Annotated in this window: 16 protein-coding genes and 1 pseudogene; 9 read left to right on the top strand and 8 right to left on the bottom strand. The window is 62.1% G+C overall.

Annotation, left to right across the window (positions count from 1 at the left end):
• Positions 1-14 precede the first annotated feature (14 nt).
• Positions 15-821 (top strand): hypothetical protein, encoded by an 807-nt coding sequence (locus tag O5K31_RS18040; RefSeq protein ID WP_269713288.1) that lies wholly within the window; start codon positions 15-17, stop codon positions 819-821.
• 286 nt (positions 822-1,107) lie between these two features.
• Here O5K31_RS18040 and O5K31_RS18045 read toward each other — a convergent pair.
• Positions 1,108-1,582 (bottom strand): annotated as a pseudogene (locus O5K31_RS18045) (LysR family transcriptional regulator); the annotation flags it as partial.
• Positions 1,583-1,689: 107 nt separating this feature from the next.
• Between O5K31_RS18045 and O5K31_RS18050 the strand changes: the two are divergent.
• Positions 1,690-2,880, top strand: coding sequence for an MFS transporter (locus O5K31_RS18050; RefSeq protein WP_269713290.1), 1,191 nt, complete (start codon positions 1,690-1,692; stop codon positions 2,878-2,880).
• Entirely contained in the window at positions 2,877-3,851 is a 975-nt protein-coding gene (locus O5K31_RS18055) for a dienelactone hydrolase family protein (RefSeq protein WP_442867790.1), read from the top strand. Before O5K31_RS18050 ends, O5K31_RS18055 begins: the two co-directional genes overlap by 4 nt.
• Positions 3,852-4,171: 320 nt before the next feature.
• On the opposite strand, the gene O5K31_RS18060 is transcribed toward O5K31_RS18055, so the two are convergent.
• From O5K31_RS18060 to O5K31_RS18085, 6 genes are all read right to left on the bottom strand, one after another.
• Positions 4,172-4,711 (bottom strand): NADH dehydrogenase ubiquinone Fe-S protein 4, encoded by a 540-nt coding sequence (locus O5K31_RS18060; RefSeq protein WP_087139585.1) that lies wholly within the window; start codon positions 4,709-4,711, stop codon positions 4,172-4,174.
• 1 nt (position 4,712) lies between these two features.
• Positions 4,713-5,333, bottom strand: a complete 621-nt coding sequence (locus O5K31_RS18065; protein ID WP_037094075.1) for a hypothetical protein — start codon at positions 5,331-5,333, stop codon at positions 4,713-4,715.
• Positions 5,334-5,544: 211 nt separating this feature from the next.
• Positions 5,545-6,192, bottom strand: a complete 648-nt coding sequence (locus tag O5K31_RS18070) for an HdeD family acid-resistance protein (protein WP_191001927.1) — start codon at positions 6,190-6,192, stop codon at positions 5,545-5,547.
• Entirely contained in the window at positions 6,189-7,370 is a 1,182-nt protein-coding gene (locus O5K31_RS18075; protein ID WP_269717194.1) for a sigma-70 family RNA polymerase sigma factor, read from the bottom strand. Before O5K31_RS18075 ends, O5K31_RS18070 begins: the two co-directional genes overlap by 4 nt.
• Before the next feature lie 78 nt (positions 7,371-7,448).
• Positions 7,449-10,355 carry an ATP-dependent Clp protease ATP-binding subunit gene (locus tag O5K31_RS18080; protein ID WP_269713292.1) on the bottom strand — a complete coding sequence of 969 codons (2,907 nt, stop codon included), beginning with the start codon at positions 10,353-10,355 and terminating at the stop codon, positions 7,449-7,451.
• Between the two features lie 26 nt (positions 10,356-10,381).
• On the bottom strand, positions 10,382-10,516 hold the full coding sequence (locus O5K31_RS18085) for a hypothetical protein (RefSeq protein WP_269713293.1): 135 nt from the start codon (positions 10,514-10,516) through the stop codon (positions 10,382-10,384).
• Positions 10,517-11,070: 554 nt separating this feature from the next.
• On the opposite strand from O5K31_RS18085, the gene O5K31_RS18090 reads away from it, so the two are divergent.
• The 5 genes from O5K31_RS18090 (at position 11,071) to O5K31_RS18110 (ending at position 21,624) form a co-directional block, all read left to right on the top strand.
• Positions 11,071-14,385: a DEAD/DEAH box helicase gene (locus O5K31_RS18090; protein WP_269713294.1), complete on the top strand. Its 3,315-nt coding sequence runs from the start codon at positions 11,071-11,073 to the stop codon at positions 14,383-14,385.
• A gap of 1,514 nt (positions 14,386-15,899) precedes the next feature.
• The gene (locus O5K31_RS18095; RefSeq protein WP_269717132.1) at positions 15,900-18,482 is read left to right on the top strand and encodes an ATP-binding protein; all 2,583 of its coding nucleotides are present in this window, start codon (positions 15,900-15,902) and stop codon (positions 18,480-18,482) included.
• A complete protein-coding gene (locus O5K31_RS18100) occupies positions 18,479-19,369 on the top strand; it encodes a mechanosensitive ion channel family protein (protein WP_269717133.1) in 891 nt (296 codons plus the stop codon). Before O5K31_RS18095 ends, O5K31_RS18100 begins: the two co-directional genes overlap by 4 nt.
• A gap of 14 nt (positions 19,370-19,383) precedes the next feature.
• Positions 19,384-20,322: a mechanosensitive ion channel family protein gene (locus tag O5K31_RS18105; RefSeq protein WP_269717134.1), complete on the top strand. Its 939-nt coding sequence runs from the start codon at positions 19,384-19,386 to the stop codon at positions 20,320-20,322.
• A gap of 390 nt (positions 20,323-20,712) precedes the next feature.
• Positions 20,713-21,624 carry a superoxide dismutase gene (locus O5K31_RS18110; RefSeq protein ID WP_269717135.1) on the top strand — a complete coding sequence of 304 codons (912 nt, stop codon included), beginning with the start codon at positions 20,713-20,715 and terminating at the stop codon, positions 21,622-21,624.
• Here the strand turns inward: O5K31_RS18110 and O5K31_RS18115 are convergent.
• Entirely contained in the window at positions 21,621-21,779 is a 159-nt protein-coding gene (locus O5K31_RS18115; protein WP_269717136.1) for a hypothetical protein, read from the bottom strand. The genes O5K31_RS18110 and O5K31_RS18115 overlap by 4 nt on opposite strands.
• A 134-nt stretch (positions 21,780-21,913) precedes the next feature.
• On the opposite strand from O5K31_RS18115, the gene O5K31_RS18120 reads away from it, so the two are divergent.
• Positions 21,914-22,288 carry a hypothetical protein gene (locus O5K31_RS18120; RefSeq protein ID WP_269717137.1) on the top strand — a complete coding sequence of 125 codons (375 nt, stop codon included), beginning with the start codon at positions 21,914-21,916 and terminating at the stop codon, positions 22,286-22,288.
• The last annotated feature ends 420 nt before the right edge of the window (positions 22,289-22,708 follow it).

Genomic DNA, 22,708 nt, shown 5'->3' on the forward strand with positions numbered 1-22,708 from the left:
TTAAGTAGCATTTCATGGCCCAGCCCGACGTTCTCGAATCCGACACCTCGCCAGTCTGGACGGTTTTGGTAGCCAATTCCGTTCGAGATGAATTGACTGCCTTGGCGCACAACGAAGGCATCCCGCTGCCTCGGTACGTCGCGGGCTTGGTTTCAATGCGCGCAGCAGTCGAACTGATCGCGCCATCACCAACATGGTTGGCTATCCCAACCGACGTGTCCGCCGTCCAACTGGAGCCCTCGCCTGAACTAGCCGAACGCATTGAAGCGCTCTGCCAGTTATCCGGCCAACATCAAGACGTCGTGGTTAGCAATCTCGCCAGCGGAGGCCCTCCAATGCCGCCGCCCCAATTACCGCTAGGCTATTTGCGTACGGATCCTGGACGCGGGCGGGTTTTCGGAATGTATTTCGAGATCGCAGGATTTCAGTACTCACTGATGCGCCATCTGGCGGGTGACGCATTTCGTAACAGCCAGGCGTTAGATGCTGCATTTCTGGCGTTGGCTTCGCAGGCCGCGAGCACGGGGAAATTCATGAACGAGTCGATCACCGACACTGCACGGCAGTTTGCTACAAAAGTCGTCATGATCGCCAATCGGCGGAGCGTTTCCCCTAGAGACATAGCGGTGGCGGGTCGAACCAAGACAACGACCGCGCACCACGGCTCAGCGGAGAAAGGGGATATAGAAAGGCACCAGGACAGCGCTCCCAGAAAAGGCGATCCGAAGTCTGCGCACCAACCGCGCGGAGGTGATCCTTTTGCAGCCTTCAGCGAATGGGATGAGGACATCGACACCAAGGCCTACGGGAAGCTGGAATGACGCCGGTTCAAGGCGCCAGCCTTCACATGGCCGCACGCATGAACGCGGCGCTCGCCTCTGAAGGCCCGAGGGCCGCACTGCGATGCTTCATGGAGGACTTGGAAGAGTTCGAGCTCCTGGAAGCTGTAGCGAAAGCTACAGGGCTGACGCCGTTGAGGGTTGTGAGTCTCCTCTCCAGCAAGCGAAGTCCACCATTCGCGACGGTTGTTGCTTTATGGAAGGCCGCTGGCCTTCGATTCACTGTCGAAGTCGCCCCAACAGGTGGCGGCAGGGCCTAGCTGCGGTTACGGACCGCGATCATGTCCTTCTCGACGCTTTCGCCGAGCCGGACGCCGGCGTCGTAACCCTCCTCGACGATGTTGCGGAAGCTGCTGTCCAGCAGCAGTTCGACGCTGATGTCCGGATAGGCCTGGAGCGCGGGCTTCAGCTTGGGCCAGACCACGGTCTGCAGGGCGTGGTCGGACAGGGTTAGCCGGATCGAACCGGACGGCTTGTCGCGGAACGCCGTCAGGGCGGCGATCTCTTCCTCGATCTCGGTCATGCGCGGGGCGATGGTCTGCAGCAGCCGCTCGCCCGCGACGGTCGTGGCGACGTTGTGTGGTCCGCATCAGCAGGCGAATGCCCATCCGGGCTTCAAGCTGCTTGATCGCATGACTGAGCGTCGACTGCGCCACGCCGAGCCGCGCCGCCGCCTTGGTAAAGCTGCGCTCCTCGGCGACCGCCTGGAACCAGGTCAGTTGATTGAAGTCGGTCCGTTCCACGGGCGGTCTCCTCCTCGGCGCTGCGTCAGACTATTCGTTCATATCGATTAGTTCATGCCGATTAGGGCGACTAATCGCTTTGTGCGTTCGCCGATAGAAGTTCGGCCATGATCGAAGTCGCCCTCACTACCGATACGACCGTCAAGCCCGCCGCCGCCTGGGGCGCGGTCCTGTCTATGGCCCTGTGCGTGGCGATGCTGATCGCCTCGGAATTCATGCCAGTCAGCCTGCTGACGCCGATGGCCGAAGGCCTCGGCGCAACCCAGGGCCAGACCGGGCAGGCGATCTCGATCAGCGGCCTGTTCGCCGTCGTGGCTAGCCTGCTCATCACCACGGCGGCCGGACGGCTGAACCGCAAGTGGGTCCTAGTCGCCATGACCGCCCTGATGCTGCTGTCGCTGGTCCTGGTCGCGGCCGCGCCGAACTTTGCGGTGCTGATGATCGGCCGCGCCTTGCTGGGCATCTGCATCGGCGGCTTCTGGGCCCTGGCCACAGCCGTCATCATGCGCCTGGTTCCCAAAGACGACGTGCCGCGCGCCCTGGCCCTGATGTACGGCGGCCAGGCCATAGCGGCGGCTTTCGCCGCCCCGGTCGGCAGCTATCTCGGCGACCTGTTCGGCTGGCGCGAGGTCTTCTGGGCCCTGACGCCCATCGTCGCCGTCAACCTGATCTGGCACGTGGTGGCCCTGCCCTCCCTGCCTGCGGGCCAGAGGCAGGACGTCCGGACCATGTTCAGCCTGCTGAAGCGCCCGTATTTCCTGATCGGCCTCATCGCCTCGATGCTGTCCTGGGGTTCGGCCTTCACCATGTTCACCTATCTGCGCCCCTTCCTGGAGCGGGTGACGGGGGCGAACGTGACGGTGCTGTCGGTCCTGCTGCTGGTGCTGGGCTGTGCGGGCTTCGTCGGCACCTGGGCCTCCGGCCGTTTCCTGAAAGGCGATGTCGCCCGCCTTCTGCGGCTGCCGGCTCTGCTGATGGGCGGCTGCACGCTCGGACTTCTGTTCCTGGGCGGATCACCGTTCGCGGCCGGCGTGCTGCTGGCGCTGTGGGGCGCGATGAATACCGCCATGTCGGTGATCTGGATGACCTGGATGTCCCAGAACGCCGACGATGCCCCGGAAGCCGCAGGCAGCCTGATGGTCGCGGCGGTCCAGGCCTCGATCCTGCTCGGCGCCGTCGCTGGCGGCTGGCTGCTGGACGGCTTTTCGATCCGGGCGACCTTCATCGGCAGCGCGGTCCTGGCCGGGGCGGCGCTGGTCCTGATCGGCAACGGCCGCCGGCTGCTGAAACCCCAATGACCGACATGAACGAGGAGATAGCCATGACCACCTCAGACACGAGCCGCCGCAACCTTATGAAACTGACCAGCGCCGGCGTGGTCGCCGCAGCCGCCGGGTCGCTCTTCAACACGTCCAATGCAAAGGCGCAGACCATGCCGAATGACTGGGACAAGCTTTTCCCCAAAAGCGAAAACGTCGACCACCAGAAGGTCACGTTCAGGAACCGCTACGGCCTCACACTTTCGGGCGACCTCTATCTGCCCAAGTCCCGCAGCGATCGGCGCCTGGCCGCGCTGGTCGTCGGCGGGCCGTTCGGCGCGGTGAAGGAACAGTCGTCGGGCCTCTATGCCCAGACCATGGCGGAGCGCGGCTTCGCGACCCTGGCCTTCGATCCGTCCTTCACGGGGGAAAGCGGCGGAGAGCCGCGCAACGTCGCCTCGCCTGACATCAACACCGAGGATTTCAGCGCGGCGGTCGACTTCCTGGGCCTACATCCGTCCGTCGACCGCGAGCGCATCGGCGTCATCGGCATCTGCGGCTGGGGCGGCATGGCCCTGAACGCCGTCGCCGTGGACAAGCGCGTCAAGGCCGTCGTCGCCAGCACCATGTATGACATGACCCGTGTCATGTCCCGGGGCTACAACGACAGCGTCACGCTGGAGCAGCGCACGCAGACGCTGGAGCAATTGAGCCGGCAGCGGTGGGAAGACGCAGCGGCTGCAACCCCGGCCTACCAGCTGCCCTATAATGTGCTGCAAGGCGGCGAGCCGCAGTTCATGGTGGGCGACAGCTACCTTCGACGTCTTCTCGTCGTCGGGGCGACAGCCGTCCTCCGAATGGCCCGGCAGCAAAGACGCGAGGGCTGGGTTGGCAATCTCCTCGAACGCAAGAAGCCGAAGGTCGCTGCCGTGGCCTTGGCCAACAAGACGGCCCGCATCGCCTGGACCCTGATGGCGCGACAGGAGGACTACAAGCCCACGGCGGCCTAGAGATCGGCCCGGTCTTCACCCAGGACCGGCGCCGTAGGCGAAGGAGTGGTGAGACGTGATGACGAACCGGCCGCAGCCGGGGATCGGTGAAACCCAGGGGGTCAGAGCGCCTTGAGCGCGTTGACGTGATTAGGGAGCCGGTCCGCGGACTTCATCAGGGCCAGCAGCGCACACAGCTGCATCAATAGGCCGAACACATGACTGCACTCGACCGAGCGCCCACGTCGTTTCCACTCTTGCGTCTTGGAGGTCGTCCACACATGACGTCCCTGATGACGACACCGCCAGAACAGCCGGTTAGGCGGAGGTCGTCCACACCATCACGTCACCGTCCACGCCGGAGGATCAGAGGCGGGGAAGGATTCGAGCGAGGCTTCGAGGACCGGATCGAAACTCTCCCTGTCGCTGGTAGACGGGTTGGCCGTGCTCTCATGCTGGACGCCTCTTGAGAGGCCGCGATCGGGGCGGAAGGGGACCCGGAAGGCTCCCGGGGCATCGACGCCCCTGTGCAGCCGGTGGCGCGTCTCACCCGCCCAAGGGTTCGCCATCCGGGCTCCCCCAGCGTCCTCGCGCACGACATAGTGCCAGTCCTGCCGCTCTGCGAAGTCCACGGCGCTGTCGCGATCCGGAAACTTCAGCCGAATCGGACGATAGGGATCGCCGCTGGACGTGTATCCCATCAGCGGCTCGATCTGCGGCGGCCGGGACGGCTCGAACTCGAGGACCCAGTAGTTGGGCCGAGGCGCCGATGTCATCGCGGAACGGGCAGGACGGTAGATGATTGCCGTCGGCACGTCCCAGGATGGCTGATCGGTTCCGGGAATTTTCGGCGGGAATGGTGGGCGATTATGGCCGCGCATATCAGTTCTCCCGGGTGTCGGTGGATACGAGAAGGTGACGTTCGAGATCGTCGAGTTTTTCCATTCGCCTCGAATTCAGGCGAACGGCGCGTTCGGTGTTCTGCGAAGGAAAGGCAGCAGCGTGCAGGACGTCCGACCGCATCGCTATCGTGAGATCGGCGACGGCATTCATCACGCCCTCTCCGTCCCCGTCCGAGAGCGTGCCGTCAGCAAAACCGGACTGCAAGCTCTCCAGTACCTGCTCGAAGCTGGACACGACCCCTGCACTCGCGACCACAGCCAGCTTGTGGCTGAGAACACGCAGTTCATCGATCAGCTTCGCATCGTGCCTTGCGGTTTCCACGATCTCTGCGACCTTCTCGATACAGGCCATGTAAATGTCGCATTGCTGCTGGAGGATGATGACCCTTCCTTCCTTGCGAAGCTCGAGATCGGTCTGGCGATTGAGAAGCGCCGCGGTCAGAATGATCGTCACGACAGCGCCGAGGAAGATGAGCGTCATCTCCTGCGCGAAAGGCAGTATGTCTTCGGCAAGATACATCGAGCGAAAAACGAAAACGATTCCGATGCCCAAGGCAGCGGCCGCAGCAGCAAATGCCAAGTCAGGCAGGCGGTTCGACATCAGCACCCCGCATTTTCGGTGTCAGGTGGCATGCACGGCTTTGCATCGGCGTCCGGCGCCTCTGCGTCCCGGTGCCGCGGGAAGATTGGCGTCGGACCGCTGCCGAACGGATTGAAGCCGGCGCTCAGGCAACGGTCGAAGATCGTTTCGTCCCATCGGGTGAAATCGTGCTCCTCGCCGGCAATTCGCCCGTCATCCACCATAGGGCACCTCACGCCTTTGCCGATGGGGGAGCGTCATCGAAGGCCGCACCGTCCGAACGATCCGCCTTGCGAAGCCGTAGCCCGAGGAGGATCATCATCACCCCGAAGACCGCGGCGTAGAAGCCGATCAGCCAGCCGAGCGCGAGGAAGCTTTCGACCGGGCGCGTCAGCAGCATCCAGGTCACGACGACACCGAGAACGACCGAGAGAAGGCCGCTCAGGATCAGCCAGATTTCGCCGTTGATTTCCTTTCGCAGGCGGATCGCTGCCGCGATCTCGAGGGCACCCGAGAACACGGACCAGAAGGCAATACTGGCCCAAAGGAACGTCGCTAGGACGAGTGTGGCAACGAAGGGCGAGATCACGACGACGATTCCCGTGGCGATGCCGAGCAGGCCGCTGACCATGAGCCAACCCCACCGCCGGCCCTTCCGGATGTTGCGAATGGCGGAGATCAGGCCTAACACGCCATCGGCGAAGGAAAAGGTGCCGAATACCAGCGTCAGAGCCAGGAGCGATTCAGCCGGCATCAGGAACGCAAGCGCGGCGATGATCAGCGCCAGCACGCCGCGCAGGATGACCAGCCACCAGTTGCGCGTCAGCGTGCAGAGCATGTCTTCGATGTCCCGGGCCGGGTTGAGCGAGTTGATGTTCATTCGATGCGTCCTCCTGGATGATCGGGCGAGCTTTCGGCATGCGACAGGATGGCCGCCTCGCCGTGCATCGCAATGACGATCCGCTGCCGTTCGAGGATCGGTTGGGGCAGGCGCGCCGTGCGGGCGATTTCCTGTTCCAGGTTCGCGGTTTCGACGGTTTCGCCCGCGAACCCGGCCTCGATCAGTTTCGCGCGAAGAAAGGCGGCCGCGGACAGGGCGATCCGGTCGACCTCGGCCGCATCCAGGCCGAGCGCCGCGGCGGCCTCGGCCGGCGTGCTGTCGGCAAGGTGGATTCGCTCCAGCACGCGGCGCCAGAGCGCCGGAAGCTGGGCCATCGCGCGATGCAGCGACTGCGCCAGTTCATGCCGCTCAGCTTCTCTCTCGGGATCGGTCACGCTGTCGTCCGCGACGAGATCCTCGAGCCGCAACACGTCGTCGGGCTGGTGGAATTCGGACAATTCCTGATCGGCTTCGGTCGGATCCTCTGCGGGCTTCTCGGGCTCGGCGTCGAGCGAGGCGGCGTCCTCGGGCAGGGCCCGGCGGGCCGCACGTCCCTCCTCCTCGATGGTCTCGTGGGCCAGCCGCAAGAGCCAATCGCCGACCGAGAATTCCGTCGGCCGCGTCTCGAACCGTTCGAGCCCCTTCAGAACCATCGCATCGACCAGATCGTCGACCCCGAGCCTGCCCGGCGGCACCGATCCGCCGGCTTCGAGATAGGTCAGTTCGCGCCGGACGGCGTCATGGACCCGGTCCAGATGATCCTCGATCAGGTCGAAATACATCGCCCGCCGGTTCGACTCGGCCGCATCGCGTGCCGGGGGCAGAAGCGCGCCGATGCGGCGGCGGCGGGCCGGGCGCTTCCAGTCCGGTTCATGTTTGAGGCGCGCCACATGCCGGTCAACCCGCTGGCGCAGGTTGGCAAAGGCCTTGCGCAGGACAGGCTCAATCTCGAACCCCTCTTCCTGTGCCGCGATCACGCCCGAGGGCAGTTGCAGGCGCAGGCTGACCTGGATGCGCGTCTTGCCGCTCGTCTGGGACGCGACGACTTCGAGCCGGACGAGATCCTCGCGGAAGCGTACAAGATGCGGTTCAAGTTGCCGCACCTCTTCCTCGATGACCTCAGGCGCGCGCTGTTGGCCGTGCCGGTCGAGATTGCGAAATGCTCTGATGACTTCCATGCCGTATGACCTTGCTTGTCGCTTTTTGACGAAATGAGCCGGCGCGACCGTCATCGCGCCGGCCAGTCCTTCACGACGTCATCCGATAGACTTATCGCCCTTGGACTGCTCCTTATCATTGGCGTCGACTGGGACATCGGGCGTCGGAGCGTCCGCCTTGTTTTCGGCAACTGCGCTGGACTCGCCGATCCCGGCTTGGGCCGGATCGTCCGGGCTGTCGTCACCGGTGTCCCTTGCGATCTTTTCGAACACGACCTTCTGTTCGTCCGCTGACCAGGCGACGCGGACCTTGTCGCCATCCTCGATCCGCCCCGAGAGCAGTTCGCGAGCCAACTCGGTCTCCAGCTCCGACCGGATCAGCCGGCGTAGCTCGCGGGCGCCGAATTCGGGACGGAAGCCGACCGCGCCGAAGTGATCCACGACGCTCACATCGAGTTCGAGTTCGACGCCCTGGGTAAGGGCGGTCCGTTTCACCCGGTTGAGCTGCAACTCGACGATCTGGCGGATCTCCGACTGATTCAGCGAATGAAAGACGATGATCTCGTCGATCCGGTTGATGAACTCTGGCCGGAAATGACCGCGCAACACCTCCATCAGTTCGGATTTCTGCTTGGCCTCGTCGAACTCCCTGCTGCCGCGTTTCGTGAGGTTGCGCTGGATGATGTCCGAACCGAGGTTCGAGGTGGCGATGATGATGGTGTTAGTGAAGTCCACCACGCGGCCCTTGCCATCGGTCAGGCGGCCATCGTCGAACACCTGAAGCAGGATGTTGTAGACATCGGGATGCGCCTTTTCGATCTCGTCGAGGAGTACGACCGAGTAGGGCCGACGGCGCACCTTCTCCGTCAGCTGCCCGCCTTCGTCGTATCCGACGTAGCCCGGAGGTGCGCCAACCAACCGGGCAACCGAGTGGCGCTCGCCATACTCCGACATGTCGATACGGATCATCGCATCCTGGTCGCCGAAGATCACCTCGGCGAGCGTCTTGGCCAGTTCCGTCTTGCCAACCCCGGTTGGCCCGAGAAACAGGAAGGTCGCAGTCGGACCGGAACCTTCGCGCAGACCCGCACGCGCCAGGCGCACCGCATCGGCCACGGCGCGGATCGCTTCTTCCTGGCCGATGACGCGCTCGTGCAGCTTCTCCTCGAGCTTGAGGAGTTTGTCCTTCTCCTCGGTGGTCAGCTCCGTGACTGGAACGCCGGTGATCTTGGAGACGATCTGCGCGACGTGATCGGCGCGCACCTCGGCGGTCGCCGAAGCCTGGTCGCGCTTCCAGATTTCCAGAAGCTCGTCCAGCTCCTTCTGCTTCTGCTCCAGCTCCTTCTTCAGTTCTGCTGCTCGGTCGAATTGCTTGCGGGCTGCGGCATAGTCCTGCTCGCGCTTGATCTGCGCGGCTTCGGCCTCCAACTCCTGGACGTCCACAGGGCGCGCTGTGGCGCTGATCTTCACCCGTGCGGCTGCCTGATCGATCAGGTCGATCGCCTTGTCGGGCATGAAGCGGCCAGTGATGTAGCGATCAGAAAGCTCGGCTGCCGCGACGATGGCCTCGTCGGTGATCGTCACCTTGTGGTGCGCCTCCAGCGTGTCGCGCAGGCCGCGCAGGATCATGATGACCTGAGCTACCGTGGGTTCCTCGACATAAACCGGCTGGAACCGTCGCTCGAGCGCCGCGTCCTTCTCGATGTATTTCTGGTACTCGTTGAGCGTCGTCGCGCCGATCAGGTTCAGCTCGCCTCGCGCCAGCGCCGGCTTGAAGGTGTTGGCGATGTCGAGACCACCTTCGCCACCGCCCTGGCCGGCGCCGACGATGGTGTGGATCTCGTCGATGAACAGGATCAGGCTGTCCTTCTCCTCGGTGATCTCCTTGAGGATCTTCTGGACTCGCTCCTCGAACTCGCCGCGATACTTCGACCCGGCCACCATCGAGTTGATGTTTAGCTCGACCAGCCGCTTGTCGCGCAGCGCCTCGGGCACTTCGCCCGCGACGATCCGTTGTGCAAGTCCCTCGACGATGGCGGTCTTGCCCACGCCGGGCTCGCCGATCAGCACCGGGTTGTTCTTTTTCCGGCGGGCCAGCACTTCGATCGTCGTCTCGATCTCGCGGGCGCGGCCTATGACGGGATCGAGCTTGCCCTCGCGGGCGAGCTTCGTCAGGTCACGGCTGAACTGGTCGAGATCGGGCGTGCTGGAAGGCGCCTCCACGCGGCCTTCCTCGGCTCCCTTGCCCACGACCTTGGTCACCTGCTGGCGAAGCGCCTGCGGCGTCAATCCGTATTTGCGCAGGATCGACGCGGCCAGGCCTTCACCTTCCTCGGCAAGGCCGATCAGAAGGTGCTCAGGACCGACATAGGAATGGCCGAGTTCGTTCGAGGCGATGAAGGCCCGGTTCAGCGCGTCCTTCAGGCGAGGACTTACGCCGATTTCGCCTTCCGTCTTGGCGTCTCCACGCTTCGCTTCCTTCTCGATCTGGCGCCGCAGATCGTCCACATCGACCTTGAACTGTTCCAGGATCGTCTTGACTACGTCAGACGAGGTCAATGCCAGAAGCAGATGTTCGGTATCGACCTCGCTGCGCCCGAATTCCCCGGCCTTCTGTGCGGCATCCTGCAGCAGCTTGTTGCCCTGTTCGCTCAGCCGGTCGGCGATGGTGCGTCCGCCGCCGCGCCGCGATCCACGCCGCGGCGCGCCCTCGCCGAAAGTGGCGTCGACGACAGCGTCATCGCCATCACCCATAGAGCCGAGCGTGCCGCCTCGCAGCGGACTGTCACTAAAGAGGCTGCCGAAACCGCTCTCGCCGAGGAATTCGTCAAGAAGGGAACGCCGTCCGAACAGGGACTCCAGCGGCGAGGCGCTGCGCCCCGACCGGCGCGCCATTTCGCTGTAATGCTGGTCGCAAAGCTCCATGTTCTGAACCCTGCCGTTCACCGAGGCGCGCACACGCGCCGTCGCCGGGCGACCGCAAATATCGCAAGCTCCGTGTGCCATTCGTCTTCTCCGTTTTCACTATCCAGTCAGGGTTGTTCGCCGATCATCTGCGCCAGTGACAGTGTCACGCAGCGACCTGTCTCTCGTTGCAGGAGATCCTGCGCCGATTGCTCGAGAAGATCCAGATTGGTTTCAAGAAGGGTGAGGGTGCGCTTGAACACGCCATCCACGATGTCGCGCAGCGAATCCTACCGGCGAGGCCGTATCTGGTGGTGCTTCTTCCCGCCCCGCGAGGCTGGCGAAGGCGGCATTGGCTCACTTCTCGGGACTTGGGGCGGAGAAGCCCTCTATAATTCCCACGACTCCAATGCAGTGATGGGGCCGCTGCTTAGGTCCATCGGCACGCCGGCGGTCGTAGAGGCCGACATTCCGATCGCTCTATTGGGTGACAGCGCAAGTCCTGCCTTTTCTATCGTGGCCCACTATCTGGCGTCTCTTGGTCACTCCGCACGAGACCATCTGGAGTTCGAGGACCGAGTCACTGAGGACCTCCCCGCCCGACAGGTGCGGCGGATCGTTCGCTATCCTGAGCCGGATTTCCTCGCTCTGACGGGCTGCGAGACTTGGTCTCGACCCATTGGAAGCGCCCCGAGGTAACAAAGCCCTCGCGCCAGAACACTCTCGGCTGTGAACAACCTTAACCGTGTGGTGGAAAAGGCCGTTCGGTGCACTATCCTTAGTGGAGCTCATCCAAGAGCTCGCGCCTAGGACAGTCATGTCGCAGCCAGACCTCTTCACTGCTGAAGCACCGACGGCATTCACATTGCCGACCGTCAAGTACGGACCCATCCGAACCCCGACGGGAAGAATAGAGTGCCTGCTGCGCGGGCCGATCGTGGTCGAAGCTACCAAGATCGGCGAGGTTGCCGTGTCGCCTCGTGTCAAAGAACCGATCTATCGGACTGCGGACGGTGAGACCTTTATCCTGACAACCCGGACTAAAGTAGCTCGACCTCCCGCTGCGGATGGTGTGCTGCTCAGCGGTGCCGATGGAAGCCTGTCTTGGACTTCACACCGGCTCGTCGATGACCTGGAGGCTCAAGCAGCTGCCGAGGGATGGCCGGCGGTCGTGACGGCGCGCGCTCGGCTTTGGGAGGGTCAAGTAGCTTTCCGTGCCGAAGCACCCAACGACGATGGGACTGTCGATGAGGACCGCCGAGGTCTTCGACCTCCGCAGCTAGGTGCGTTGCACGCCATCGGGGCACACTGGAGCCTTCATAGGCAGGCGGCGACGGTTGTCATGCCGACCGGTACCGGCAAAACCGAAACCATGTTGGCCGCGCTTGCGGCGTACATGCGGAAGCCGATGCTTGTGGTGGTGCCAGGTGATGCGCTCCGAGCGCAAACGATCGGCAAGTTCATCAACATGGGACTACTTCGCTGGTTGAAGGTGCTCCCCGAAGACGCACCAAACCCGATCGTGGGGATCATCACAAAAGTACCTAAGACGCCCGACGCTCTGGAAGTCTTCGAGCGCTGCAATGTGATCGTCACCACCATGACATCCGTCGCGGACGCAGGTGCTGAGCCTCTATGGCCGGAAATCGTGAAGCGAGTAGGAGCGCTCGTCATCGACGAAGCCCATCACGTGTCGGCTGCCCGTTGGTCGAGCTTCCGAGAGGCCTTTGCCGACCGGCCGATTCTTCAGTTCACTGCTACGCCTTTCCGCCGTGATGGACAGTTGGTCGACGGCCAAGTCATCTACAGCTACTCGCTGCGGCGCGCTCAACAGGATGGATATTTCCGCCGGATCACGTTTGACCCGGTGTACGAACCCACGCCATCCAAAGCGGACAAAGCGATCGCTGAGGCCGCCGTTGCCAAGCTCCGGGAAGATATAGCAGCAGGTTTGGACCATCGGATGATGGCTCGATGTGCGAGCATCGATCGCGCCAACAAAATCCATGCGCTTTACGGACGCTTGGCACCGGAGCTCAAGCCGACCATCATCCATTCCGACCAGACGGATGCACGACAGCGAGTCGCAGATCTGATCGCTGGTCGCAATCACATCGTAGTGTGCGTGAATATGTTGGGTGAAGGGTTCGACCTCCCTCAGCTAAAGGTCGCGGCCGTCCATGATCTCCACAAAAGCCTGGCCATCCTGCTCCAGTTCACAGGCCGCTTCACGCGAAGCTCGGCCGAGAATATCGGCAACGCGACCATCATCGCGAACATCGCCGAACCGAACGTCTCCGCCGCACTTGAACGGCTCTACAGCGAAGATGCCGACTGGAACGACGTGCTCAGCGAACTTAGTTCCCAAGCCGCCCAGGAACATGCGCGGCTGGTGGCATTTCTGAACGAGGCTCAGCGTCTCGACAAAGGCGTGCAGAACGAAGACACACCGATCTCGCACAAGCTCCTAAAGCCGCCGCTGAGCACACTCTTCTACGAAGCCAAGAGCTTCCAACCGAAGAATTTCCACCAAGGCCTTCCTGAGAGCTTCGTTCCTTACCGAGTGTGGCTGCACAGCCCGTCGAACACACTGTTCCTCGTCACTCGCTCCGAACCCTCGGTGAAGTGGAGCCGTTCGAAGGCGGTGCGCGACCGAACATGGACCCTCTTCGTCCTGCACTACGACGCGACCCGAAGCATCCTGTACCTCGCCTCGACCGACAAGGATTCCAACTTCGCGCCGCTTGCAAAGGCAGTCGGCGCCACCACGCTTATTAGCGGTGATGTGATCTTCAGGGCCTTGGGCCGCATCAATCGCCTCATCTTCCAGAACTTGGGGGTCAAGAAGCACGGCCGGCGCAATCTCTCATACGCCTCCTACACAGGCGCGGAGGTGGTGGGCGCCCTGAGCCAAGCGGAGAAGAGCGGCTCCATCAAAGCGCTGCTATCCGGCATCGGATGGGAGCACGGCAGGCAGACGACAGTCGGCTGCACGGTGAAAGGTCGCGTTTGGTCTCGCGATCAAGGTGGTTCGCTGCCTCGCTTTATCGAATGGGCGCAAGGCGTCGGCGACAAGCTGCGCGATGCCTCGATCGATAGCAGCAAGCTCATCGATAACGTCCTGCTCCCCACGGTCGTGACCGCGCTGCCAACGGCGGAACTGTTGGGTGTCGATTGGCCTGTCGAACTTCTCCGGCAGTCCGAGGAGCGAGTGGTCTTCAGCGACGGCACAAGCAAAGCCGCGCAGACTACCTTCGAACTCACGATCGCAGGGATGGACCGCTCGACGAATGCGATCGAATTCGACCTCGTCGAAGCGACTACAGGCCTTTGGGCCCGCTTCCGGTTCGAACTTTCGGGACCAGACGGCTACACAGTTACCCAGATCAGCGGCAGTACTGTGCATGTGACCAGCGGGAAGCTGCACCAGCCGCTGTCCGATTATTTCGGCGACTACCCGCCACTGTTCCGTTTCGTCGATCTTTCCGAGTTGGACGCCAACCTCCACATTGTCCCGCAGACTCCCTACGACCTGACCATTGGGGAGGATCGGTTCGAATGTTGGGATTGGACCGGGGTGGATATCACCAAAGAGTCAATGTGGAAGGACGGTGCGGAGCGCGCTGACTCCATCCAGGCGCATGTCGCGAAACACTACATCGATGCTGGGTTTGATATCGTTTTTGATGACGACGCGAGCGGTGAAGCGGCGGACCTCGTATGCATAAAGGCAGAGAAGGATCATCTTCGCCTTGCCTTGGTTCACTGCAAATTCTCTGGCGGAACCACAGTGGGCGAACGCGTCAAAGACGTCGTCGAAGTGGCTTCGCAAGCCGTGCGATCTGCACGTTGGTTGGGTCGCTTCCAGCATCTCGCCCAACACCTGAAAGTACGAAACGAAGCGCTCAAGGCACCATCACGTCCCTCGCGCTATCTGAAGGGCGGCCCCGGCGAACTCAATCAGTTGGTGAAGTTCCACCGCTTCCATCCCATTCGGGCCGAAATCGTCATGGTCCAACCTGGACTATCGAAATCTAAGCGCACCAGCTCACAGGACACCGTCTTGGGTGCAGCCCTGACGTATCTGAAGGAAACAGTAGGCTTGGACCTCGCCATCGTCTGCAGCGAGTGACGAGGTCCTGGTCCTAGAACAGCGAAAGCTGCCGGCTGCTGACCTCGTGGGCCTGCGATTCAGCAGGCCCTGCCATCACGTCCAGCCAGGTCTCTACATAGGCTGCCGGTCCGCCGGCTTCTTCGATCTCCTCGGAATGGGGAAGGGCGACCGGTAGCCGGTTCCACTGCACGCCCAGAAGCGGACGCCCAGACGTCCCGCTATGAGTCAGAAACCGACATCCGTCTTCGCTTCTGGCGCTTATCCACAACCTATCTATACCTTATGTTTTCCTGGCCATCGGGCCTCTGCAGCCGGCCGAGCGCCATCGAGTTTGCAACAGAAGCTCCGCTGCTAAGCGCAACGCCTGCCCCTCTCAAATTGCATCATTTTTGGCGTTAATTCAGCGGTTTATGGCTGCAACAGCTTCCGAAGCTGTGCTGTCTCGGAAATAGTATAAAATAGTCGCTGTCAATACAATGTCTTGTGAAGAAACGAGCACGCTCTGGAAGAATCTGTTGGACTCTTCGCGGCCGTAGTGTTGCGGGTACGCGCAAGTGAGCCCTTGCTCGACATTGAAATTCAATGTCAAGGCGGCATAAATGATCCCTAGTGAAACGGGCAGCAGATCAAATGGTTGAGGCTCAGGGTCGTGGTCCCCCAATGCCATTCAGGACACAATTCGCAACTCCCGCAGAACTCGCGGCCGATCCGAACCTGCGTGATGAGCAAAAAATTGAGATTCTCCGCCAGTGGGAGCAGGACTTGCGTCAACAAATGACGGCAACGCGGGAGGGCATGTCGCCGACTGAACCGATTCAGGCGCCGGAGACACTTCGAGCGGTTCGAGCTTTACTGAGGGCCCTAGAGGCGGTCGCGCAGCCTGACACCTGAGGTCGTTCACAGTGATCCAACGAAGTTTCGCTGCGCGTAAAAGGCTACCAGAATCTCATGGCGTTCGCGCCGCTTTCTGTGGGCCGGTGTTTCCCGGGGAATGGCCGCCCGACGCCGAAGTCGCAAATCCTTTGCCTTTGCCCTAGCGGGAAGCTTGCTGGCGCTCGGCGCTAGGAGGCCGCACCGGACCATCGGTGAGGCATTGACTTGAATTTGCGTCTACGTTGTCGGCCCCCTTGGGCAGAGGATCATTCAGAGCATCCCTGATTTCGAGCCCATCAGGAAGCCAGAGATTACAACCAGATCATCACAATTGTAGACTGGCCCATCGACGGATGGAGCGCGGGTATTGGGGATGTCTTGCGGGATCAACTGCAGACGGGGCCCAGGCGGAGGTCAAATGCAGCACAGCGGTAGTCGAAAGCGGCCCGTGGCGTTATTTAGGCGGAGCGACGAGTCGTCTTCGATCCTGAGGTCGCCATACCTGCGGAGCGGACGCCTTGGATAGGACGGGTTACAGGATTTTGATCGCGTTGTGTTCGGCCGGCGCCATCCAGCTTGCCGCGCCGGCGGTTGCTGGGGCTGGCCCCGATGCAGTTCACGCGACCGCCACTCCCTCCCCGGCCGTTGTGCGGTCCAACATGGAGGTGCAGATCGGCGTACCCTCGTCGACTCTGCCTGCGGTGCCGACCAGCGCTGCCGCACAAGTGGCCAACGAACAAAACCTAGCGCTGCAGGCCGCCGCCCGCGCCCGCCTCGCCGCCGAACAAGCCGTCAAGACCGAAGCGGCGCGCCTCATGAGTTTGAAGCGTCAGTATGAACTACAGGAGCAAGAGCTCACGACGATGGCGTCTCAGACGGGCGTGCGCCGTGACGCGGTTCTTGGCTGGCGCGCGCGGGCGCGCGAGGCCGCTTTGGCCGCCGGCCCAGCGGATTCTACCTACACAGCGCTGCGCGGGGCTCTTCGCGCCGCCCGGCAAGACCTGGCCTCGACGCTTGATATGATCGCGTCGGGGCCCGTCGACCTCGCCGAGGTGGGACCCGATCCCCTCTTCGACTTACCGGAGGGCGTTGATGCCCGCGAGGTTGAGGCGACCCGTGCGGCGCTTACTGCGCGCCGCGTCAAGCTTGTCGCGGCGACGCATGCGACACACGTCGCTGTGGCCGCCGATCTGCTGAACGAGATCAGTGTGTTGAACGACAGCCGTCTTGCCCTTCTGGTTCACTTGTCGCCCGCAAAGAGGGCGGCCGTCACGGGTTTCACCGCGACTGGTTGGGACCAGGCGCGGGCCGAAGCGCGGCAGTTGATTCTATTAGCTCGATACCACGCCTACGCAGCGTCGGACTGGGTGGCGACGGCGCTGCTCACACCCGCGTCAACAGCTCTGTCGGCGCTTGCAGGAAGCAGTCGAGTCCTGATCCCTTGGGCAATCCTTTCGACTGTATTCCTTTGGTGGCGCCGGCAAAGCACACGAGTGTTCGCATCCTGGGAGGAGATCCTGGCACTTGCGGATCGTAGGGCGCTGAGACCCAGTCCGAGCTGTCAGCTACGTGCCCTCAGGTTCATCCGATCGATACGGCGTCCCTTGGGGTGGCTTGTACTCTACTTCGCGCTTATGTCGGTCCTGCCGTCGGCGTTGCACGATCTTTTGGAAGTCAAACTCCTAAGCTTGATAGTGCTTTGGGCATTGGGTGGGGCCCTGGTCGTCGCCATCATCAATGCGGCCTTTGCGGACTCCAGCACTCGACGGCTAGATCCGCAGCAAGGTCGACAAGATCTCAGTCGTATCCGCCTAAGATCTTTGAGCCTAATCGGCGGCGTGATTGTCGCTTATGGGTTGATCCTCAGCTTGACCGCTGAGCTTGTCGGGCAAGGCACAATCTACCGATGGGTGGGATCGACCGCCTGGTTCGCCATCGTTGCGGTCCTTCTCATGCTAGTGAGATGGTGGATGAGCCTCCTTTTCGCCTGGGCTGAAACGCACAATCGCAAGTCGGCCTTCCACCAGTGGGTGCTGGAGCATCGGATCGGACCGATCGGTTTTCTGGCCGCGACGCTCGTCGCTGTTGAATATGCCGGGATTGCAACAGGGCGCCTCGCTCACCGTTGGTTTGGGTCACTTGCGCTTGTCCGGCGCGCCGCCGTTTTCCTGTTTCGCCGCGAGATGCTCCGCCGCCAGTCCGAACAGCACCACGAGGACCGGCGCTGGATCGATGGGCCGGTGTTTGACGCGTTGGGTCCGGACACCCCGTCCTCGACCTGGATCGCGACCGACGCAGAAAGTCAGATCGCCGCGTGGCTTGTTGGAACGGGCGCCCCCGCTCCCCGCACGATAGCCCTGGTTGGTGAACGCGGCGCGGGAAAGACTTCCAGCCTGCGACAGCTCACCAGGGCGCTGGCGGGCGCCATCGTCATCGATTGCGGCGAGTCCTGCGCGTTGGACGCCATAATTGCCACAATCGCGGCCGAAGCCGATAGCGCCCCGGGAAATCCGCCGCCCGCGATCCTGATCGACAATGTGCAGGCTATGATACGCCCGGTCATGGGTGGGCTTCGGCTATTCGACGAACTTATGTCCCTGATCAGGCAATGCGAAAGCGGCGTCACCTGGGTTCTCGCCATCGACTCGGCAATTTGGCCCTTCCTCGTGGCATCTCGCGGATCCCGCCCGATGTTCGACCAAGTGATCACGCTCGGGCGATGGCCGGACACCGCGATTGGCGCTCTGCTGGACGCTCGATGTGAGCAGGCCGGCATCGACCCGAGCTACGAAGACCTCCTGGAGCCGTCGATGGCCGAGACGGATGAAATCTACCGCCTTGACGCGCTGGCGGCAAAGAAGGCGGCGTACACACTTTTGGTTTGGGACTACGCAAGCGGCAACCCCGGCGTGGCGCTCGATGTCTGGCGCCGCTCTCTGGCGGCAGGCCCGTCGGGTCACCTCTTCGTGCGACCGATGCACACGCCCAAGGCGGCCGAACTGGACTTGTTGGTCGACGAGACGTTGCTTGTCCTGCGGGCCGTGCTCCAGGGGGCGCCAACGACGGCCCACGACATTCAAAGTGCGACCCGTCTATCTTCCCGAGAGGTTGAGAACGCCCTTCGCTTTTGTACCGGGCACGGAATTTTGGATGAGCATGAGGGCCGCATCCAGGCGTCTTGGACCTGGCATCGCGAGATCACACGCAAGCTCGAGCGCCGTCATCTGATGGCCAGCGCATGACCCGGAAAGAGCATGCCGGACGATCTGTCGCCCTTGCGCTGATCGCTTCCGGAGGTTTACCCGGTTCCGCGTGGGCTGCAGAAGATCCCAAGCTGGCGCAGATCGCAGACTTCGTTCAATGGAGCGGCGTCGCCCTCTCAGTGGTCGTTGTGGCCGCCGCGCTGCTTATTCTGCGAATGTTAGAGGGCGCCAGCGCCCGCCTCAGTAAACGGTACACTCATCGGCGGCCAACGATCGACAAAGTCGCCTCGACGGTGCGGTTTGCGATCTACTTGACCACAATAGTCCTCTGCGCGGCGCTGAGCGTCAGGCTCAACGAAACTGCACTGACCGTCATCGGTGGCGGATTGGCGTTCGCGGTCGGCTTCGCCATGCGCGATCTTGTGGCGGCCTTCATTGCCGGCATCACCATCATCTTCGACCGCCCCTTCCAGGTCGGCGATAGGGTGTCGTTCGCGGGACAGTACGGCGACATCATCAAGATCGGGCCACGCAGCGTGCGCATGAACACGCTCGATCACAACATCATCACCATCCCCAACAACAAGGTGCTGACCGATATCACCTCGAGCGGAAATTACGGCAATCTGGAGATGCAGGTCGCCATGGATTTCTACGTCGGTGTCGATCAGGACGTCGAGCGTGCGACGGAAATCATCACGGAGGCCTGTCTCACAAGTCCTTTCATCTTCTTCGCCATGCCGGTGCCTATCCTGATCAAGCAAACCATCCTCGACCACTATGTCGCCGTGCATATCAAGGCGAGGCCCTATGTGTTTGATTGCAAGTACGAGAAACCGTTCGAGACCGACGTTCATTTCCGGGTGCTTTCGGCGTTCAGCGACGCTGGAATTGGTCCGCCAGCCATCCTTCATCGGCACATCTGAGGCGTGCAAACCGAATGGACCATCTGAACGCCAATATGTTGGCCTGGCTGGAAAATCCGATCATCTCCAAGATCGGCTTTGTCGTCCTGGCTACTGTGATCGCGGTGATTGGAATCCGGTCGCTGCAGGTCATGGTCACCCGGTCGATCAAGGAATCCAACTCCCGCTATCGCATTCGCAAGATGGTGGCCTTCGTGGGCTACGCGATCCTGGTCGTCGTGGCGATATCGACCTTCAGTGATCGGCTGGGGCAGCTCAGTGTGGTGCTTGGTGTGGCCAGCGCTGGCATCGCCTTCTCGCTTCAGGAAGTTATCGCCAGCTTCGCTGGCTGGATCGCGATCTCGTTCGGCGCCTTCTATCGGCCCGGTGATCGCGTCCAACTTGGGGGCATCAAGGGCGATGTGATCGACATCGGCGTCCTACGCACTACCTTGATGGAGATCGGCGACTGGGTCGGCGGCGATATCTACAACGGCCGAGTCGTGAGGGTCGCGAACAGCTTTGTCTTCAAAGAGCCTGTTTATAACTACTCGGGGGACTTTTCCTTCCTTTGGGATGAGTTCAAGATTCCGGTGCGTTTCGGTTCCGACTGGCGACTGGCTCAACAGATCATCGAGAAGGCGGTTAACGACCATGTCGCCGTCTACGAAGAATCGTCCGCTGAGGCTTGGAAGGTTTTGGTCAGCAAGTTTCTCGTTGAGGAGGCGCGGATCGAGCCCCTCATCACCTTGGTCGTGACGGACAATTGGATCGAGTTTACCGCGCGCTACGTGGTCGACTACCGCAAGCGCCGCATCACCAAGGACGCGATCATGCGGTCGCTTCTGACTGCGTTCGAGGAAAACAAGCCATCCGTGGGGTTCGGCAGCGCGACCTACGAGATCGTAGCCGTGCCGCCAGTTGCCCTTCGGACGGCGCCAGGATCCGCGTCTTCTGTGGCACCCAATCCTTGATGGGCAGAATAGGAACTGCCATTGGCGTATGGGTCGCCAACAAGCCGGGCGCCGCGTTTTCGGATGCGCTTCCTTACTGGCGGGACAAACGGCCTACCTTTCGTCCCACTGCGTCGGCGTCGGACGTAGGGCGGTCAAGATCTCCGGCCTGCAATCGCGAGATAGCGTGGCGCTCTGGGCCTTGGTCATCTTCCTGCCGCGCTTGTTGAGTATGGTGTCCGCATCGAAACGTTCTCCGCGCCGCGGGTAAAATGTCGGCAGCATTCAGGCTGACGCTGCAGTTCCTAGGAACTTGAAGAACCAAGACCTGGAAGGAAAGCGAGGGGAATTTCTAAACCCCGTTCGCAGCGCCCCGGTTTCGCTGGGCCGAACCGAAATAGCGAGGCTCTCATGATCCCCCTTCCCAAACTCCCCTATCCCGCCGATGCCCTCGAGCCGGTGATCTCCCAGACCACGATGGTCACTCACCACGACAAACACCACGCGAAATACGTTGAGACGGTTAATCGTGAGATGACCGAGGACGATGCCAGAGGTTCCCTTGAGGATGTCATCGCCGCAGCCGGGTTCTCCCGACGCCCGACGCTTTTCAACGCTGCCGCCCAGGCGTGGAACCATGCGTTCTTTTGGAATTGCATGTCCCCGGCGCCCACGCGCCCTTCGCCGGCACTGGAAACGGCGATCAACGCGGCGTTCGGCGATCTCGCCGGTCTTCGCACGGCCTTCCTTAGCGCCGGCCTCACCCATTTCGGGTCCGGATGGGTCTGGCTCGCCGCAATGGACGGCGGCCTCAAGATCCTGACCACGCATGACGCGGAAACACTGTCAGGCCGGCCCGAGCGTCCCCTTCTGGTCTGTGACGTTTGGGAACACGCCTACTATCTCGACTACAAGAACGATCGGGCGAAATACCTTGGCCTTTGGTGGGACAAGCTCGCGAACTGGGACTTCGCCAACGCCGAGTTCGCCGCCCCCTCAGGTGTCCGCTGGGCCTATCCCGCGTTGGTGGAAACCTACGTGACGCCGATCCAGGATCACCATGCTTTCGAGCGCGCGCTGGAAGAGGCGGGGATGTTGCTCGGCGACCCGCCGCAGACTGACACACCGCACGGTCGGCGCTTTGGCGCACTTCTCGGCCGTATCGCCCAATATGAGCCTAACGCCCCGGCTGTCGGGAGCTTGCCAAAAGTCTCCGAGGACCTGGATCGGCGAATCCGCGCCGCCGCAAGGAATCTGGAGACGCCGCGCCTGAACACCCATTGGGAGCCGATGCTTGGCGGTGAATTCCCGCCTGGCGCCTAGACACGCCGCTCGTTGGGCTCGTCTGGGGCATCGTACAAGAGCGTCTCAATAATGGCGATCAACGCGCGGGCAATCTGCGGGTTGTCGATCGGCCCGTCATTTCGCAACTCGTCCAAACTGCGCGCGAGCTTTCGGCGCTGATCCTCGGTCAACATCTGGCGCCTCCTGCGGTTAGCTTCACGATCCTCATCCGCTCGGCGATGGGACCCCCTCCGATACAGGCCACCAAAGGCCGATCAACCTAAAATACCATGGCAAGCTTCATTTATTCCAACCGAAAGGAGATCAAATGGATGGCATTCAACACGACACGGTTCTTTTAGTTTGCAGCGATCCGGACTTTGCCGATCACGCACTTCGCGGGTTTTTCTTGGCCGGCTATCCTGTCGTTGGCCCGGTGGCTACTGCGGGCATGGCTCTGACTCTGGCCGCGCAAGCGGCCCCCAAGGTCGCCCTGGTCGCGCGGCCCCTGATAGGGCGGCGAAACGCCCGCGACTTGGCGCGCGCGCTGATGCAGAATTGGGGCATTCACTCGCTTGTGCTCGACGAGGCCGTACCTGATGCGGGTCTCGTGGCCCACGAAACAGCCAGCTGGTCGCCGCCGCCCGGCGAAACGTCGCGGCTGCTGGGCGTCTTGCGGAGGCGATATGACAAGCAACACTAAAACGGTTGCGCTCAAGCGCTTGGGTCCAATGTCCTGGACCGGAGGCCGAAAAGGCCGGGCGCTACGTCGCATCACAAGTGGTTCCGAAGCCCCGATTTGTGGGCTCGACGAACTGGAGCGGGAGGCTCTCCACCAATCTCGCCTCATCGTGGCCGCGTTGATGACCCCTTATCAGCGCTTCCCGACCCGCCGCCAGCTCGGCCGCGCTTGGCGGGCCATACTCGCTTTGGATCGCGCTGAAGCGAGCCTACGATCGCTTGGGTCGCCGCCAGAGCCTCAATAACCGGAATTCAGTTGAGGTGTGCTTGGCCAGATCATTGACCGAGCGTTCCGCCTTCTCTGAGACGCCGGGGTGGGTGGCTCGAATCAACAGCCCACAGAACTCGGGCGTTTGCCCCAAAGTCGCCCCTTATCAGGCCG

The sequence above is a fragment of the Caulobacter sp. NIBR2454 genome, assembly GCF_027474405.1.
GTDB lineage: Bacteria > Pseudomonadota > Alphaproteobacteria > Caulobacterales > Caulobacteraceae > Caulobacter.